This is a genomic window from Erwinia sp. PsM31, assembly GCF_030433775.1.
Taxonomy (GTDB): domain Bacteria; phylum Pseudomonadota; class Gammaproteobacteria; order Enterobacterales; family Enterobacteriaceae; genus Erwinia; species Erwinia aeris.
This window is the reverse complement of sequence record NZ_JARUWZ010000024.1, coordinates 1-15,655: the sequence shown is the minus strand read 5'-3', so window position 1 is coordinate 15,655 and position 15,655 is coordinate 1. Positions and strand designations below refer to the sequence as shown.

General features: G+C 57.5%; 17 protein-coding genes, 4 tRNA genes and 1 other RNA gene. 14 read left to right on the top strand and 8 right to left on the bottom strand.

Translation table 11 applies throughout. The features are described 5' to 3' along the window. Position 1 precedes the first annotated feature (1 nt). The 3 genes from QCD69_RS16695 (at position 2) to QCD69_RS16685 (ending at position 1,577) form a co-directional block, all read left to right on the top strand. Positions 2-490 (top strand): type VI secretion system baseplate subunit TssE, encoded by a 489-nt coding sequence (locus QCD69_RS16695; RefSeq protein WP_301252815.1) that lies wholly within the window; start codon positions 2-4, stop codon positions 488-490. A 75-nt stretch (positions 491-565) separates the two neighbouring features. Next, positions 566-961, top strand: a complete 396-nt coding sequence (locus tag QCD69_RS16690) for a polyketide cyclase (RefSeq protein ID WP_253456333.1) — start codon at positions 566-568, stop codon at positions 959-961. Between the two features lie 88 nt (positions 962-1,049). Then, a complete protein-coding gene (locus QCD69_RS16685) occupies positions 1,050-1,577 on the top strand; it encodes a GNAT family N-acetyltransferase (RefSeq protein WP_301252813.1) in 528 nt (175 codons plus the stop codon). On the opposite strand, the gene QCD69_RS16680 is transcribed toward QCD69_RS16685, so the two are convergent. The 4 genes from QCD69_RS16680 to QCD69_RS16665 all read right to left on the bottom strand — a co-directional run bounded on the left by QCD69_RS16680 (position 1,555) and on the right by QCD69_RS16665 (position 4,920). Beyond that, positions 1,555-2,157: an alpha/beta hydrolase gene (locus tag QCD69_RS16680; RefSeq protein ID WP_301252811.1), complete on the bottom strand. Its 603-nt coding sequence runs from the start codon at positions 2,155-2,157 to the stop codon at positions 1,555-1,557. The two genes, QCD69_RS16685 and QCD69_RS16680, sit on opposite strands and share 23 nt — an antisense overlap. 119 nt (positions 2,158-2,276) lie before the next feature. Continuing rightward, positions 2,277-3,188: a LysR family transcriptional regulator gene (locus tag QCD69_RS16675; RefSeq protein WP_301252810.1), complete on the bottom strand. Its 912-nt coding sequence runs from the start codon at positions 3,186-3,188 to the stop codon at positions 2,277-2,279. A 69-nt stretch (positions 3,189-3,257) separates the two neighbouring features. After that, the gene (locus tag QCD69_RS16670; protein ID WP_301252809.1) at positions 3,258-4,220 is read right to left on the bottom strand and encodes an alpha/beta fold hydrolase; all 963 of its coding nucleotides are present in this window, start codon (positions 4,218-4,220) and stop codon (positions 3,258-3,260) included. Between the two features lie 94 nt (positions 4,221-4,314). Further along, entirely contained in the window at positions 4,315-4,920 is a 606-nt protein-coding gene (locus tag QCD69_RS16665; RefSeq protein WP_301252808.1) for a TetR/AcrR family transcriptional regulator, read from the bottom strand. Between the two features lie 114 nt (positions 4,921-5,034). Here QCD69_RS16665 and QCD69_RS16660 point away from each other — a divergent pair, with 114 nt between their 5' ends. Then, on the top strand, positions 5,035-6,867 hold the full coding sequence (locus QCD69_RS16660; RefSeq protein ID WP_253456315.1) for an ABC transporter ATP-binding protein: 1,833 nt from the start codon (positions 5,035-5,037) through the stop codon (positions 6,865-6,867). 30 nt (positions 6,868-6,897) lie between these two features. Here the strand turns inward: QCD69_RS16660 and QCD69_RS16655 are convergent, their stop codons facing one another. The 3 genes from QCD69_RS16655 to QCD69_RS16645 form a co-directional block, all read right to left on the bottom strand. After that, positions 6,898-8,025 (bottom strand): GNAT family N-acetyltransferase, encoded by a 1,128-nt coding sequence (locus QCD69_RS16655; protein WP_301252806.1) that lies wholly within the window; start codon positions 8,023-8,025, stop codon positions 6,898-6,900. A 102-nt stretch (positions 8,026-8,127) separates the two neighbouring features. Continuing rightward, the gene (locus QCD69_RS16650) at positions 8,128-9,504 is read right to left on the bottom strand and encodes an MFS transporter (protein WP_301252804.1); all 1,377 of its coding nucleotides are present in this window, start codon (positions 9,502-9,504) and stop codon (positions 8,128-8,130) included. 310 nt (positions 9,505-9,814) lie between these two features. After that, complete coding sequence (locus QCD69_RS16645) at positions 9,815-10,714, bottom strand: LysR family transcriptional regulator (RefSeq protein ID WP_125289359.1); 900 nt, start codon at positions 10,712-10,714, stop codon at positions 9,815-9,817. A 205-nt stretch (positions 10,715-10,919) separates the two neighbouring features. On the opposite strand from QCD69_RS16645, the gene QCD69_RS16640 reads away from it, so the two are divergent. The 4 genes from QCD69_RS16640 (at position 10,920) to QCD69_RS16625 (ending at position 13,253) form a co-directional block, all read left to right on the top strand. Then, positions 10,920-11,252 (top strand): helix-turn-helix domain-containing protein, encoded by a 333-nt coding sequence (locus QCD69_RS16640; protein ID WP_125289360.1) that lies wholly within the window; start codon positions 10,920-10,922, stop codon positions 11,250-11,252. A 27-nt stretch (positions 11,253-11,279) separates the two neighbouring features. Then, complete coding sequence (locus tag QCD69_RS16635) at positions 11,280-11,510, top strand: hypothetical protein (RefSeq protein ID WP_253456306.1); 231 nt, start codon at positions 11,280-11,282, stop codon at positions 11,508-11,510. A gap of 95 nt (positions 11,511-11,605) precedes the next feature. Further along, positions 11,606-12,112, top strand: coding sequence for a TIGR00645 family protein (locus QCD69_RS16630; RefSeq protein ID WP_125289362.1), 507 nt, complete (start codon positions 11,606-11,608; stop codon positions 12,110-12,112). Positions 12,113-12,356: 244 nt separating this feature from the next. Beyond that, complete coding sequence (locus QCD69_RS16625) at positions 12,357-13,253, top strand: alpha/beta hydrolase (RefSeq protein WP_253456303.1); 897 nt, start codon at positions 12,357-12,359, stop codon at positions 13,251-13,253. Between the two features lie 35 nt (positions 13,254-13,288). Here QCD69_RS16625 and coaA read toward each other — a convergent pair whose 3' ends face one another. Then, positions 13,289-14,239, bottom strand: a complete 951-nt coding sequence (gene coaA, locus QCD69_RS16620; protein WP_253456300.1) for a type I pantothenate kinase — start codon at positions 14,237-14,239, stop codon at positions 13,289-13,291. Between the two features lie 208 nt (positions 14,240-14,447). Between coaA and QCD69_RS16615 the strand changes: the two genes are divergently transcribed. From QCD69_RS16615 to QCD69_RS16595, 6 genes are all read left to right on the top strand, one after another. Next, positions 14,448-14,684: a hypothetical protein gene (locus tag QCD69_RS16615; RefSeq protein WP_253456297.1), complete on the top strand. Its 237-nt coding sequence runs from the start codon at positions 14,448-14,450 to the stop codon at positions 14,682-14,684. A 17-nt stretch (positions 14,685-14,701) separates the two neighbouring features. Then, a tRNA-Thr gene (locus QCD69_RS16610) sits at positions 14,702-14,777 on the top strand. A 12-nt stretch (positions 14,778-14,789) separates the two neighbouring features. Continuing rightward, positions 14,790-14,874: transfer RNA gene (locus QCD69_RS16605), tRNA-Tyr, on the top strand. A gap of 38 nt (positions 14,875-14,912) precedes the next feature. Further along, a non-coding RNA gene (locus QCD69_RS22990) (RtT sRNA) lies at positions 14,913-15,008 on the top strand. 318 nt (positions 15,009-15,326) lie between these two features. After that, positions 15,327-15,401, top strand: a tRNA-Gly gene (locus QCD69_RS16600). A 6-nt stretch (positions 15,402-15,407) separates the two neighbouring features. After that, positions 15,408-15,483: transfer RNA gene (locus QCD69_RS16595), tRNA-Thr, on the top strand. Positions 15,484-15,655: the final 172 nt, after the last annotated feature.

Genomic DNA, 15,655 nt, shown 5'->3' with positions numbered 1-15,655 from the left:
AATGGAAAGAAAACAGAGTTTTTCGCCTACGCTGCTGGAAAGGCTGCTGGACGACGAGCCGAAAAAAAAGCGTGAAAGCTACGATGCCTGCTATGTGAGCGCTAAAGAGTTGCGCGCCATCGTGCAAAAAGATATCTCCTGCCTGCTTAACAGCACGAACCTTGAAGAACAGCTGGATGAAGCCCGGCACGGCGCGTTAATGGTCTCCGTTTTTAACTATGGCGTAGCGCCGCTGACGGGCAAATATGCCAGCCACCATAGCTGGCACATTATTGAGAAAAACATCCGCAACGCGCTGCTGCGCTTCGAGCCAAGAATTATTCCGGAAACGCTGCTGGTACGGCCGGTGACAGAGAGGGCGCCGGGACAAAACGGTCAGGTGCTGTTTGAGATAGGCGGCTTGATTAACTGGCAGCCGCAGCCTGTCGATCTCAGCCTGAAAGGCGCTTATGATGCGGAAACGGCGAAGGTAGCGTTAAAATCTTTTTAAGGGCGGGCCGCCGCCCCTTTTCATCCTTACCTGCCGATGGTTAAATCCCCTGACGATAAAAATTCAGGAGGCCCTATGCTGCCATCGCAAACCATCAGTCTGACCATCCCCCGTAACTGGGTTGATCTTTACGAGACCATCTGGAAACCCGACTATTTTCCGAAATGGATCGGCGCCCTTAGCGAAACGACGCTGGAGCAGGACGGCACCTGGTGGAAAATCGTCGGGGCGGAAAGCGCGAAAAAAATCCGTTTCACCGATCACAACCCTTATGGCGTAATGGATCGCTACGTGGATACCGGTTTTGGCAAGGAGACAGTGGTGCCGATGCGGGTGGTTGGCAACGAAGAGGGATCGGAAGTGCTGATGACGATCTTCCGGCAGCCCTTTACCTCCGAGGAAAAATTTGCCGAAGAGATCGCGACGGTCCAGCAAGATTTACAGAGGCTGCATACGCTGCTGACCACCTGAGCCGCCGCGCCGATCTGTTTTGCCCGAAGCGGCCCATCTGCCGCCGTTGTTTATGCGCATCGCCACTCATTAAGGACGTCAGCCAGCAATGAAGATCGTTACCTGCACCGAAGACCGCCACAGCGCCGCTATTCTGGCCATTTTCAACGACGCTATTGTTAATTCTACCGCGCTCTATGACTACGAGCCGCGCCAGCCGGAAAGTATGCAGAGCTGGTTCGCCGTTAAACGGCAGCATGATTTCCCGGTTATCGGCGTTGAGGATGAGGCGGGCAGGCTAATGGGCTTTGCCAGCTACGGCACTTTTCGCGTGCACGCCGCCTGCCAGTTTACCGTTGAGCATTCAATTTATATCCACCCCGATTTTCGCGGGCAGGGACTGGGTAAAACGCTGCTGGACGCGATCGTTGAGCAGGGGCGGGAAAAAGGGATGCATCTGATGATCGGCAGTATTGACGCGGATAACCGCGCCAGCATTGTTCTGCATGAGAAAAAAGGCTTTACGCTGGCCGGAACGCTGAACGAGGTCGCCTGGAAGTTCGACCGCTGGCTGAACCTGGCGTTTTACCAGAAACGGCTGAACGACGGCGCGGCTACGCCAGACACGTCGCGATAAATTCGCTGGCGCTGCGTGCGCCCTGGGCGGAAATAGTATGGCCAACCGACGCGTCAAATTGGGTGCTGACGACCGCGCCCAGCTCGCGTAGCTGCCTGGCTGCCGCTTCGCTTTCCGCACAGGGAATAACGCTGTCTGCCATGCCGTGGATCAGCATGACCGGCGTTTTCACCGGCATGTCATAAGGCAGCGGCGACGCCAGCCTGCCGGAAAACGCCACCACGCCCGCGACCGGCCAGCGCCCGGAAACTACGGCGTCCAGCGCCATAATGCTGCCCTGGGAAAAGCCGACCAGCACCACGTTCTCCAGACGATCCTGCATCTGGTGGATTGCCAGAATAGCGCTAATTTGGCGATCGAAAGCCTCCCGCGCGTGATAAACCCGCTCCGCCCGATTAGCAGACGTGACGCCGCTCAGGCTAAACCACTGATAGCCGGCGCCGTGTTCAAAAGGAAAGGGCGCATTGGGACTGGTGAAAGCCACCCGAGGCAAACCTTCCGCCCAGTGCGCGCCCAGTCCGGCCAGATCCTTACCGTTGCTGCCGACGCCGTGCAGTAAAATAATCAATCCTTTCGTCACGGGACTTCTCCTGTTGAGCCGCTCTCCATTGTGGAAACGGTTTCACTCAAGGCTACACGGATCCCATGAGGATGATAATCCCTTGCTCAGCGCGGATATTCCTTCCGAAATGGAAAGAATTACCAGCCGCGATCCCACTCGGCCTCGCCTGCGTAATGCGCTTCAAGGAATTCCGTTAATGCACGCACCTTGTGCGCCAGATGGCGCGCTGGTGGATAGACAGCGTAAAGGCCGAGCGGCGGCATCTCATACTGGCGAAACAGCGGCACGATCGCGCCGCTGCGCAGCTGGTTTCCGGCGATAAACGTCGGCATCCGCGCAATGCCCAGCCCCGCGGCGGCGGCGCTCAGGCAGGCTTCAGCATTGGAAAAGCGCAGCCTGCCTTTTACCGCCACCGACAGAATACGTTCGCTGCCGTCGCGAAACTGCCAGTTCAGCGGCTCGCGAAAATTGGTATCGATGATGCAGTCATGCTGCGCCAGCTGACGCAAATCCTCTGGCGTGCCGTGCGCGCGCAGGTAGCTTTCGCTTGCCGCCACGATAATACGGATATCGCTCAGCCTTCGTGCAATCAGGCTGCTGTCGCTGAGCCTGCCAATACGCAGCGCAAGGTCGAAACCCTCATCCACGATATTGACCATGCGGTCGGCGAAGCTGACGTCCAGCTCAATTTCCGGGTACTCTTTGGCAAAGGCTATCAGCACTGGCGCCAGGCTGCTGGTGCCGAAAGTCAGCGGCGCGGTCAGCTTCAGGCGGCCTGAAGGTTTGCCGGAAGCGTGACGTACCGAGGCGTCCAGCGCGTCGAAGTCGTCCAGAATGCTTTTGATGCGGTCAAAATAGGCCTGGCCTATCTCTGTCGGAAAAAGCGCACGGGTGCTGCGTTTCAGCAGCTGGACGCCCAGCTCGCTCTCCAGGCGAGAAACCAGTTTCGACGCCTGCCCGCTGCTGGTGCCCATGCGTTCCGCGGCAGCGGCGAAGCTTCCCAGCTCCATTACCGCCACCAGCATACGATCACAATCAAGCCGTTCCATCTCCGCCCCTCTGCCTCGGTCGTTATTGTCCTTATGCGCGCGTCGCCTGCCGCTTCCTGTGCGGGCCTGCTACCGACCGTCTGTCGGGCTACCAGAGGGTATAAAAAAATCGGCCAGCAGGCCAGCCAGCGTTGCGGGCGCCTCTTCCGGAATGTAATGACCCACGCCGGCGATAACGCCGCCTTTTACCTCAACCGCCAGCTGTTGCAGCGTCTTCAGCAGGGTATCGCCCACGCTGCCTTCCGCCCCAACGGCCAAAACCGGCATCAATAATTTTTTCTCCGCCCGCTGCCGTGCGGCCGCCAGCGAGGCCGGTGAAAAGCCGGTGCGGTAGTAGCTCAGCGCCGAACGCAGCGCGCCGGGAAGCTGGTTAACGCGGACATACTCTTCCAGATCGGCTGGCGTGATACTCCAGCTCTTCAGGGATTTGGCCGCAAACAGCCAGCTAATCAGCTCGCGTTCGCGGCCCGTAAACAGGATTTCCGGCAAATCGTTCAGTCGATTGAAAGCAAAGTGCCAGCTCTTCACATTGGCTTCGTCAGTGGGAATGCCGGACGGCGGCGGCGGCGAGATGCCCGGCAGCGCGGCGTCGAACAGCGCCAGCCGTTTCACATCTTCCGGCCAGTCGGCCGCCAGCGCATAGCCTATCCAGCTGCCGATATCGTGGCAGACTACATCTATCGGGCCAGACTCGTTCAGCTTCAGCGTGGCGATCAGCTGATGAATATCGTTAGCGGTGGTGGTCATATCATAGCCGTCGGCGGGATGGGCCGAGTCGCCCAGACCACGCGGATCGACCGCAATCACGCGGCGGCCCGCAGCGACCAGCAGCGGCATCACGTAGCGCCAGGCGTACCAGCTTTGCGGCCAGCCGGGCAGCAGCAGCACGGGTTCGCCGCAGCCGCCCGTGACGTAATGAAGACGAATACCGTTGACCTCAACGTACTCCTGGCGGAACTGCTGCCAGAAAGTTGCGGTTTGAAAGGCGGCAATGGCCTGACGGTCGGCCTCAGTGTTGGTAGAGATAAGCATGGTTGCCTCTGCGGTTTGGGTATGATCGTTTCCAAATTGAATGTAATTTGGTCTGTTGGGCGCGCGGCGCCAGGCCGCGCGCAAAAGCGAAATATCAGCCGAGCAGCGTCAGGGCGTTATCGACCAGCTGCGCCATCTCTTCTGTGGTACGGCCGGTTTTTCCCAGCACGCGCATTCCCTGCGTCAGGCACAGCAGCATGGCTGCCGTAGCCGGTACGTTAAGATCGGGAGAAACAGAGCCATCCTGCTGACCCTGGCGCAAAAACTCTTCAAAGCGCGCCTCGTTGGCCCCCAGCGATTGCGTGATACGGCGCGCCAGCTCGTCGTTGCGCGTCGCCAGCTCGACGGCGCAGCTCACCACCAGACAGCCGCGCCGCCCGGTTTCGCCCACGCTGCTTTCGCTGTAGTGGTGCAACAGCGCCTCCACCCTGGCCCGCCCGTTGGGCGCGTCCGCAAGGCGACGGTTCAGCGCCTCGCCGCGCAGCTGCTGGTAGCGGGTCAGCGCGGCCAGGAAAATCGCCTGCTTGTCGGCGAAAGCTTTATACAGGCTGCCGGGCGTGACCTGCATCGCACGGGCCAGCTCGCTGATGGAAGTCCCGGCGTAGCCCTGCTCGCTGAACAGCGCTATAGCGCCGTCCAGAGCAAGATCGGCATCGAATTCGCGCGGGCGTCCCGGCTGACGTAAAGAAGAGGTTTTCATCACTTCATAATAGAGAACGATCGTTTCCTAATCAAGCCGCAACCTGCGCCGCGTTCGTCATAACAGAAGAAAATGCACTACTATCAGTTTTTTGGCTGTAAAAGTGAGCTAGCTATGCTGTATCGCCGCTTTGAGAAACTGATCGATATTTTTCAGGACGCCCCCAGCGACACGCCGCCCAACCGCGTCTGGGCTTTTTACGTCTACTATCTGCGCCAGGTGTGGCAGAGCTTTGCCTTACTGCTGGCGATCGGGCTGATCGCTTCGCTGATTGAGGTCGCGCTGTTCCGCTTTTTGAGCACCATTATTGATATGGTGAACACGACGCCCGCCGCCAGCTTCTTTAGCGAACATGCCAGCGAGCTGATCTGGATGGCGGCGGTGGCGCTGGTTTTCAGACCGATCTTTATCGGCCTGCACGATCTACTGGTGCACCAGACGATCAACCCCGGCATGACCAGCATGATCCGCTGGCAAAACCACAACTATGTGCTGCGCCAGAGCCTGAATTTTTTCCAGAGCGACTTTTCCGGGCGCATCGCCCAGCGCATTATGCAAACCGGCAACGCGCTGCGCGATTCGGCAGTCCAGGCCGTGGATGCGCTCTGGCACGTGCTGATTTACGCCATTACCTCGCTGGTGCTGTTCGCCGAGGCGGACTGGCGGCTGATGATCCCGCTGCTGGTGTGGATTGTGGGCTATGTCGTCAGCATGAGGTATTTCGTGCCGCGCGTGAAATCCCGCTCCGTTGCCTCATCCGACGCGCGTTCGAAGCTGATGGGCACCATTGTGGACGGCTACACCAATATCACCACGCTAAAGCTCTTTGCGCACAGCGATTTGGAAAGAGCCTACGCGCGTGAGGCTATCGGCGATCAAACGGCTAAAACGCGTCAGCAGGGCCGGATGGTCACTAATATGGATGTGGTGGTGACCACGCTCAATGGCCTGCTGATAGTCAGTACCACGGGCCTGGCGCTGTGGCTGTGGACCCAGTCGCTGATTAGCGTGGGTGCTATCGCGCTGGCTACCGGGCTGGTGATCCGTATCGTCAATATGTCCGGCTGGATCATGTGGGTGGTCAACGGCATTTTTGAAAACATCGGTATGGTGCAGGATGGCCTGCAAACTATCGCGCAGCCGGTCAGCGTGGCCGACAAGCCGCAGGCGCCGAGGCTGAAGGTCGATCGGGGTGAAATCCGCTATGAGAACGTCGATTTCAACTATGGCAGCGCGCGCCGGGTAATCGACAAGCTACAGCTGACCATTCGTCCGGGCGAAAAGATTGGCCTGATCGGCCCGTCGGGCGCGGGGAAATCGACGCTGGTGAACCTGCTGCTGCGTCTGTATGACCTGGACGGCGGCCGCATTGTGATTGACGGCCAGGATATCGCGCACGTCAGCCAGGAAAGCCTGCGGGCGCAGATCGGCATGATTACGCAGGATACCTCGCTGCTGCACCGTTCAATTCGCGATAACTTGCTGTACGGCCGACCCGATGCGACAGAAGAACAGTTGCAGCAGGCGATCCATCGTGCGAAGGCCGACGAGTTTATCCCGCTGCTCTCCGATCCGCAGGGCCGCGTCGGACTGGATGCGCAGGTCGGCGAGCGCGGCGTGAAGCTTTCCGGCGGCCAGCGCCAGCGTATCGCTATCGCCAGGGTCTTGCTGAAGGACGCGCCGATCCTGATTATGGATGAGGCGACCTCCGCGCTGGATTCCGAAGTGGAAGCAGCGATCCAGGAGAGTCTGGAGACGCTGATGGGCGGCAAAACGGTGATTGCCATCGCGCACCGTCTTTCCACTATCGCCAAAATGGACAGACTGGTGGTATTGCAGGAAGGGCGCATCGCCGAGATGGGCAGCCACAGCGAGCTGCTGGCGCTGGATGGGCTGTATGCCCGCCTGTGGCGACATCAGACGGGCGGCTTCGTCGGCGAGGATTAATCAATCAGCGGGCAGCGTCCAGGCTGCCCGTTATTCTCCGTCGCGGCGATAAGGCAGCGATGCGCGGGCTTCCAACGCCCACGCCTGCACGCCGGGCCTTTCCTGATTCAGGTAGTCCGCTACCGCCTCGAATAAGCCTTCATGCCGCAGATAGTGCCAGGATTCGGTGATCACCGGCTCAAAACCCCGCACCAGCTTGTGTTCGCCCTGCGCGCCTGCGTCAAAGCGCTTCAGCCCGTGCGCGATGGCGTAATCCATCCCCTGATAAAAACAGGTTTCAAAATGCAGCCGGTTAAACTCTTCCAGGCAGCCCCAGTAGCGACCGTAAAGCGTTTCGCCGTCCATCAGGCTGAAAGCCATCGCGACGGCCATGCCGTTTTGCGTTGCCAGCACCACGCGAATGGCCTGCGGCATTTTCTCCGCCAGCAGGCTGAAGAAAAGGCGGGTGAGATAGGGGCGCTGGCCGCGCACCGCGTAGGTATTGGCGTAGCAGGCGTAGACAAAGTCCCAGTGCGCTTCGCTGAGCTGATGACCGGCCAGCCACTCGAACGTAAACCCCTGGCTGGCGACCAGCTCGCGCTCTTTGCGTATCTGCTTGCGCTTGCGCGACATCAGCGTATCCAGAAAGTCCTGGAAATCGCGGTAGCCGGGGTTGCGCCAGTGATACTGGCAGCCAAGACGCGGCAGCCAGCGTGCTTCCGCCGCCACCAGCTCGCGGGTTTGCGCATCGCCAAAGTTGATATGGGCGCTGTGCAACTGGCGCTGATGCAGGAAATCGGGCACGTGATGCAGCAGCTTTGCCGCAAAGGCGCTGTCGCCTAACAGTCTTGCGCCGGTCACGGGGCTGAACGGCACGGCGGCCAGCCACTTAGGGTAGTAGGGCAGACCGGCGCGCTGGCAGGCGTCCGCCCAGGCGTGATCGAAAACGTATTCGCCCATTGAATGGCTTTTGCGGTAGCCCGGCAGCGCGGCGCGGATTACGCCCTGTTCTTCCCACACCAGGTGCTCCGGCTGCCAGCCGGTGCCTTTTCCCAGGCTGCCGCTCTCTTCCAGCGTGCTGAGAAAGGCGTGACGGAGAAAAGGCTGATCGTCCGGCAGTAGGGCATCCCACTGACTGGCGGGAAGATCGGCCAACTGCGTCAGAAGGGTTAGCGACATAGGGGCACTCCGTCTTGATGCGGGCAGGTGCGCTGCCCGATTAACCATGACGCTAAAGTGAAGGTTTTGCGTGCGAAGATCAACGTCTTCCCGCACGGGCCGCTAAAGCCTGCGCACCACGGGAGCAGCGCCGGTCGGATAAGTGTTGTCTTCCGGCGTTTCGCCACCGACGCGTTCAATCGGCCCCATCACAAACAGGAAGCAGCAGGCGGCAACGATACAGTGCGCGCCGACAAACACCAGGCCCAGGCTGTAGCTGCCGGTCAGCGCAACCAGGTAACCGAACATGATCGGCGTGATAATGCCGGCGATATTACCGACGCAGTTAAAAATAGCGCCCGCCAGGCCAACCGCTTCCTTCGGCGCGGTGTCGCTGATCACCGCCCAGGTACCCGCTCCGGCCGCCACGCCCTTGCCGTAAAAAGCAAAGGACATAATGGCGATGACCCAAAAGTTGCTGTTGGCGACGGCGGCGGCCATCAGCGTCGCGGCCATCAGCATCCCGACAATGTAAGGCGTTTTGCGCGCCCAGGAGACCGACCAGCCGATGCGGATCAGGTAATCGGAAATAATGCCGCCGGAAATCCCGCCCGCAAAGCCGAACAGCGCTGGCGCCACGGTGGCGAAACCGGCGTGCAGGATATCCATGCCGCGCGCCTGCACCAGATAGACAGGGAACCAGGTAATAAAGAAATAGCTCAGCGCGATGATGCAGTACTGACCGATATAGGCGCACCACAGCATCCGGTTAGTCAGCAGCCTGCGGAAGGTCTCGCGGGAAACGGGGGTTTTCTCCTTACGCTCCTGTACCGAGTCGATATCGATCAGGCCGCCGCCCGCGGCGATATGATCCAGCTCCTGCGGCGACACGCTGCGGTGCGCGCGCGGCTCCTGCATATACCAAAGCCAGACGAAGAAGGCCCCGATGCCGATAACGCCCAGCACAAAGAAGGGCCACGGCCAGCCGAATTCGGATACCAGCCAGCCGGAAAGGGGCGAAAAGATGCCGACCGCAAAATACTGCGAGGAGGCGAACAGCGATGAGGCGCGGCCGCGTTCGGCTTTTGGAAACCACATAATGGCGACGCGGGCGTTGGCCGGAAAGCTGGGTGCCTCGATCAGCCCCAGCGCGAAACGCAGCGTGAACATGATCACCAGCGCGCTGGTCAGGCCCGTAGAGAATTCGCCGACAAAGCCCATCGCCAGCGTGGAGATAGACCAGAGCACCAGCGTCACGCCGTACACTCTTTTGGTGCCGAAGCGATCCAGAAACAGGCCGCCGGGGATCTGTCCTATTACATAGGCCCAGCTGAACGCCGACAGGATAAAGCCAAGCTGGATGGGCGAGAGGCCAAACTCATCTTTAATCGCGCCGCCCGCAATCGACAAAATAGAGCGATCCGCATAGGCGATAACGGAAAGAAACAGTATCAGCATTAATATCCACACGCGCACGTGCGATCCGTTTTTAGCAGTCATAGTGCTTACCCTTATTTATTGTCGCTCTGAATACAGGCGCAGAGATGACGAAGCTTGCCGCAGCGGCAGGAGAGAAAGGAAAACGGCCCGCGGGCGTTTTAATCAACTATAGGAGGCGCTTTTCAGGCGGGTCATTGTGCTGTTGTCGGGATTAACGGGAAATTTTTGCGATACATTCAGAAAGATGCACAAGGTGGCTTGAAGCGCTTCACATTCCGCACGTTATCCGCCGCGCTTGCCGCACGGCTTTCCTGGAACGTGCACTGGGTCTGGTTTTCTTTGCGCGCTCTCTTCTATAGGACGCGGTATCTCAGGGATCGATCATGGTCGGCCCGGCGATGCGCAGCACGTTGTAGAACCAGGTTTTTGCCGTGATATCGCCGATTTCGGTGTGCGCATAGAGGAAAACTTCCTGATTCGGCACGTGGAATGGCAGCTCCAGCATCCGGCCGTTGCCGCGACGTGCGTAGATCCTGGCGGCGCTGGAAGGCAGCGTTACCAGCAAATCGCTGGAGGCAATCAGCTCGCCCAGCGCGGCGAAGTGCGGCACTTCCAGCGCGATTTCGCGTTCCAGCTCAAACTCTTTCAGCCGATCTTCCACAATGTGGTGACCGCTGGTGGCAGCGACCACGACATGGCGTTCCTGCATATACTCATCCAGCGACAGGCTCTCTTTAATTCGCGGATGGTCAACGTTGAGCAGACAGACATAGCGTTCATAGGCCATCAGCTCGCGCTGCGCGGAGGAAACCGACTCATTGCGGCTGCACAGCGCCGCGTCGATACGGCCCGTCAGCAGCCATTCATCCAGCTTGTGCACGTCGACCGGGATCACCTCCAGCTGGATATGCGGCGCCACGCTGCGGAAAAGCGTAATCAGCTTGGGCAGCAGCAGCAGCTCGCCCAGGTCCGTCAGCGCCAGGCGGAACTTATAGCGCGAGGTTTCCGGCGAGAAGATGCGGGTTTCCGCCACGGCTTTTTCTATGCCGGTCAGCGACTTTTTAAACACCTTATAGAGCTGCATCGCGGTCGGCGTCGGCTCCATGCCTTTCCGGCTGCGCTTGAACAGCTCGTCGTTGGTTTCGCTGCGCAGACGGGCGAGCGCGTAGCTGGCGGAAGGCTGCGTAATAAACAGGCGATCGGCAGCGCCGCTGACGCTGCGGGTTTCATAGATAGCGGTAAAAACGCGTACCAGGTTGAGATCCAGCATGGCTACCTCTATAGAGACTATCTATTAACGAACATTAAAATTATCTATTTGAACTATTTTACACTTCTTTATATCCTTCCGCCAAATTTTGATAAGTTATTCCTTTTGTTGCATATCAAAATTTAACTAATAAAAACATATAGATATAATATTACATCGTGGAATGGCGGCGTCATATGCAGGATGCCGCTGCAGGAGAAAGTCAGTGAAAGGTGAAATCGTAGACGTGATTATCGACTGGATTGAAGCGCATCTGGACGATGGACTGAATATTGAGGCCGTAGCCGCGCGCTCCGGTTATTCTAAATGGCACTTACAACGCGCTTTTAAAGAGAAAAAAGGCATGACCCTGGGCAGCTTTATTCGCTATCGTCGCCTGGACGAGGCGGCAAAAAGCCTGGTGACCTCCCATAAAACCATCATGACCATCTCTATGGATTTGGGATTCTCGTCCCAGCAGTGTTTTCAGCGCGTCTTTAAAAAACACTTTAACGTGACGCCGAGAGATTATCGTAATCAGCATCGCGAGCTGCACTAACTTCGCGCATCTCTGAATAAATACCCTATGAAAAAATATGCTTTTCTTATCGCGTTGGCGATAAGCGGGACCGGTTTTGCTGCCGTTCCCGCTCGGCCAGCGGGCGTTCAGACGACCACGGCGTGCGAGCCGGGTTTTTGCTTACCGCTTGTCCGGGCCGGCGATGAACTGGCGCTGGGCATCGGCAGTATTGACCGGCAGGCGCGCCGGGTACTTGAACCCGCCTCGGCAGGCATGCTGACCGAGCCAACGGAGTAAATCCGTAAAATTCCCCCGGTGCAGGCCTGTGCCGTGAAAAATTTAACATTCCATCAGGTATACTACCGCTCGTGTTAACCTGCTTATGGAATGCTATGGAACGTCTTACTGAAAATCTTATTTACGCCTCGCGCTGGCTGCTGGCACCTATTTATCTCGGGCTGTCGCTGGGCCTGCTGGCGCTGGCGATCAAGTTCTTCCAGGAAGTTTTTCATCTGCTGCCCAACGTGCTGGCTATGGCGGAAAACGATCTGGTGCTGGTGCTGCTATCGATGATTGACCTGACGCTGGTTGGCGGCCTGCTGGTGATGGTGATGCTCTCCGGCTATGAAAACTTCGTTTCCAGGCTGGATATCTCCGAGCACAAAGAAAAGCTGAGCTGGCTGGGGAAAATGGATTCCGGCTCGCTGAAGAATAAAGTGGCGGCCTCTATTGTGGCGATCTCTTCTATTCATCTGCTGCGCGTGTTTATGGATGCGCGCAATATTCCTGATAACAAGCTGATGTGGTACGTCATTATTCATCTGACGTTTGTGCTGTCCGCCTTTGTGATGGGCTATCTGGACGCGATGTCCCGTAAAGATAAAAACGCCCTGCACTGATTGCGCTTTGCCCGGAGCGGCTCCGGGCAATCCTGCCGTTATTTAGCGCCCGCCGCGAATTTCACTTGCCTCCCGACCGGCAAATCGCATAAAAAAGCGGTTCTTCTTGCCGATAAAGAATTATTCGTCCGCTTCGCCTCCTTCTGCCTGCCCGTTTCTGGCCTCCGCTTTGCATGTCTTAGCGAAGAGCGCTGCGTCGGCACGGAGCGCGGCGCGTTTATGTTACCAAGGAAAACCATGTCAGATGATTAGTCGACGCCGGTTAATAATGGGCACCGGCGCAGCCATGTTGGCGATGACCGCCGGAAAACTATTTGCCAGAGAAGACATTATTCCCCTGTGGCCTGACGAGCCGCCGGGCGGGGGCGGGCCGGGCGGCAATCTGCATGTGTCCGCCAGCGGCGCCTGGTCGAATATCGTCAGTCCCGCTATTCAGCGCTTTCAGCCGCAGGAGCCTAACGGCTCGGCGGTACTGATCGCGGCGGGCGGCGGCTATCGCTGGATCGGCATGGGCGGCGAAGCCTGGCCGGTGGCGCGCTGGCTGAATGCCCGTGGCTATACGGCCTACGTGCTGAGCTATCGGCTGCCGCACGAAAAATGGCACGCGGGACGGCTCGCGCCCTTTCAGGATGCACAGCGCGCAATCAGGCTGGTGCGCTCGATGGAGCGGAAAGTACATCTGCTGGGCTTTTCCGCTGGCGGCCACCTGATGGGCATGTCGGCGGCGCGGCCTGGTTTCGTGACCTATGCGCCGCAGGATACGCTGGATCAGATTGCGCCGGTCGCGGACAGCGTTGCCCTGATTTATCCGGTGATCACGCTGGAAGCGCCTTACACCCATACGCGTACTCACAGCGAAATCGTCGGAAAAAACGCTTCGCCAGCGGATGAGGCGGGCTGGTCGGTGGAAAATTACGTTACGCGTAGCTTCCCACCTACCTTTCTGGCCCAGGCGGACGACGATCGCACCTCAAATCCGCACAACACGCAGATCATGCACGACGCCTGTCGGCGCATGGGCGTGCCGGTCGAACAGATCAAAATTACGCGAGGCGGACATGGTTTTGGTCTGGGAAGGGCGGGGACGCCTGCGGCTATCTGGGATGAGGCTTACGCTATCTGGCTGGCGGGACGTCGGTAAATGCTTTGGCGCCTTCCGTGGCGCCGTCTGGCAGGCTATTTTCTGAGCCGTACCAGATCGACCGCATGGTCGGTGCTTTTGGTCATGATCAGGCTGGCTCTTTCGCGAGTCGGCAGGATATTCTCTTTCAGATTCATCAGATTAATCTCCTCCCACAGCTGCGTGGCGATGCCTACGGCCTCGTCTTCAGGCAGCTTTGCGTAGTGATGGAAGTAGGAATCCGGATCGGTAAACGCGCCCTGACGGAACTTCAGGAAGCGATTAATGTACCAGTGGCGCAGCAGATCTTCCGGCGCGTCCACATAGATAGAGAAGTCGACGAAATCGGAAACAAAAACGTGATGCGGATCGTGCGGGTAATCCATACCGCTTTGCAGCACGTTCAGCCCTTCCAGGATCAAAATATCCGGCTGCTGCACGACCTTGTCGCCGTCAGGAATAACATCGTAGATCAAATGCGAATAGACCGGTGCGGTGACCTGAGCGGCACCAGACTTGAGGGCGGAGACGAAATTCACCAGGCGATGCATATCGTAAGATTGCGGAAAGCCCTTTTTCTTCATCAGGCCGCGCTCTTTTAACACCTCGTTGGGGTGCAAAAACCCGTCCGTGGTAATCAGCTCGACGCGACGATGCTCCGGCCAGCGGCTCAGCAGCGCCTGCAACACGCGAGCCGTGGTGCTTTTCCCTACGGCCACGCTGCCGGCGATACTGATGATATAGGGGATCTTCTGGCCATTGGTGCCCAGGAACTGCTCCAGCACCGCCTGACGGCGTAAATCGGAATTGATATAGAAGTTAAGCAGACGCGATAACGGCAGATAGATCTCCGCGACCTCATTAAGAGAAAGATCTTCGTTTATCCCCTCGAGCCGGGCAATTTCTTCTTTGCTCAGGGTCATCGGCACGGAATCACGCAGCGCGGCCCATTGCGAACGGTTAAATTGCAGATAGGGTGTGGTCAACAAGGATTCTTTTTTACTCATATACATGCTTCTGCCAGCAAGAACTTGCCTGTTGTGGCGTGCGCAGAGAAGACGCTGTCCGCTGCTGCCGCTCGCGTAACTAAGGTAAATTTCAGAAAACAATGGGCAGGAGGTTAACACCAGACGGGGCGGAATCAGAAGGAAAAATAAAAACGACCAACGCAAACGTAACGGCGGCCGCATTTATTGAAAAATAAACGCGCGCTTTATGAAAACGACAGCGAAAACAGCAGCCGATTCGCTTTGCGCAGGCGCCAGGGGAATGCTGCTGGACAAACAGAGAAAGAAATCGCCGCTTTTGCGCTGGCTAAAAAATAGCAATATCGTCGCTTCTTTGTACGGTTCCGTTGACGGGCAGCAAGATTTTGCGAAGAATTGCACAAATAACAGCCATAAGAACTTTTATCGCAATTTTTTTGTTGCATCCCGCCGCCACACTTCCTAGAATGCGCACCACTTGATGCCGGCTTAGCTCAGTTGGTAGAGCAACTGACTTGTAATCAGTAGGTCACCAGTTCGATTCCGGTAGCCGGCACCATCAAGTACCCCAGGTGGGGTTCCCGAGCGGCCAAAGGGAGCAGACTGTAAATCTGCCGTCATCGACTTCGAAGGTTCGAATCCTTCCCCCACCACCATTAATATCGTTCGCGATGTTAATGAGAGGCAGAAACTTCCAGATTCCCCACGGGGAAGGATGAGAAGCTTCGACCTCGAAGGTTTGACCCGGCAGGGCAAGGAACAGTGTGACTTAATCCTTCCCCCACCACCATTAATATCGTTCGCGATGTTAATGAGAGGCAGAGTTTTTCAGCTTCCCCACGGGGAAGGACGAGAAGCTTCGACCTCGAAGGTTTGAACCGAAGGGCACGGAACGCAGTGACGTGAATCCTTCCTGTACAGAAGCACCTATTCAGTCCTGACGTTTAATGGCTGAAGCCAGATGAAAGCAACAGCGTTCATCAACAGATTTTAGACTGAGCTCAAGCACAGTCGGAGTCATCAAGCAAATGCGGGTTGACTCGAAGAGCAGAAAAGCGTTTCTGTTGTTCACAAGCTACAGACAGAACAGGTAGCCGAGTTCCAGGATGCGGGCATCGTATAATGGCTATTACCTCAGCCTTCCAAGCTGATGATGCGGGTTCGATTCCCGCTGCCCGCTCCAAGCCGTGCTGATATGGCTCAGTTGGTAGAGCGCACCCTTGGTAAGGGTGAGGTCCCCAGTTCGACTCTGGGTATCAGCACCACTTCTAAATCTCCCTCCCTGATTCTTCTCTGTGCGTTAAAATTCAACAGTTCAGGCAATGCCTGGTTGATGTGGTGATATCACCGATTTATCCGTGTCTTAGAGGGACAAGCGATGTCTAAAGAAAAATTTGAACGTTCCAAACCGCACGTCAACGTTGGTACTATCGGCCA